General features: G+C 73.3%; 1 protein-coding gene. It reads right to left on the bottom strand.

All coding sequences use genetic code 11. The features are described from left to right. Positions 1-1,022 (bottom strand): ankyrin repeat domain-containing protein (locus LF41_RS14140; protein WP_036171063.1); only part of this gene is annotated, 1,022 nt, incomplete at both ends.

The raw sequence follows: 1,022 nt of genomic DNA, 5'->3' as shown, positions 1-1,022 counted from the left end.
GTTCGAGGACTTCCAGATGCCCGCCGCGCGCGGCGTCGAGCCACGGCGTGCGGCCGTCGTGGTCGCGCGCGTGCACGTCGGCGCCGACGCCCAGCAGTGCATCGACGATTTCGACATGCCCGCAACGCGCCGCCTCGTGCAACGCGGCGCGGCCTCGCGCGTCGCGCGCGTCGGCCTTGGCCTTGTGCTTGAGGAGCAACTGCACGCCGGCGACATCGTCTTCTTCCGTGCCCGCCGCGGCGAGCAGCACGGGCGATGCACCTTGCGGTTCGGGTTTCGCGCCACGTTCGAGCAGGAAACGCGCCAGGCGCCAGTTGCCCGCGGCGCACGCGATGCCCAGCGGCGTGATGCCATCCTTGTTGATCGCATCGACTTCGGCGGCGGCATCGCGCAACAGCGCTGCGACGCCCGGGTCGGAACTGCGCGCGGCGTGGTGCAGCGGCGTGTTTCCGTCGGCGTCGGCCACGCGCGGATCCGCGCCGTTGGCGAGCAGCGTCATCACCGCTTCGGGACGGCCGTGCCAACTGTCGCGCGTGGCGGCGAGCAGTGGCGCCATGCCGCCATGCGCGGCGTTCACGTCCACGCCGTGCTGGATCAGCGTGCGCAACAGGCGCAGGTCGGGAAGGATCGCCGCGAGCATCGGCAGCGTGCGCTGGTCGCGTTCGGTGGCGACCGGCAACGCATGCGGATTGGCGCCGGACTCGAGCAACGTGAGCGCGCGATCGACGCGGCCGCTGCGCGCGGCGGCGTAAAGCGCCGTTTCGAGGTCATCGTCGACCGCGGTCGAATCGGCATCGTCGTCGCCGTCCGATTCGAGTGCGGCGAGCTGCGTTTCGATCGGCAGCGGCGACGGCGCGGGCAGGCGCTGGAGCACCCAGTGCAGCAGCGGCGCGACCACCGCGAGCGCGCCGGCCATCGGCCAGCGCAGCGCATCGGCGACCAGGCCCGGCCACGCGAGCGCGAGCACAGCGCCGGCGATGGCCGCGACGATGGCCGCCACGCCCAGCCCGCGCCACGCGCCG

The sequence above is a fragment of the Lysobacter dokdonensis DS-58 genome (genome assembly GCF_000770795.1).
GTDB lineage: Bacteria > Pseudomonadota > Gammaproteobacteria > Xanthomonadales > Xanthomonadaceae > Noviluteimonas > Noviluteimonas dokdonensis.
Note: the sequence above shows the minus strand (reverse complement) of the source record. Positions and strands in the feature narration are given on the sequence as shown.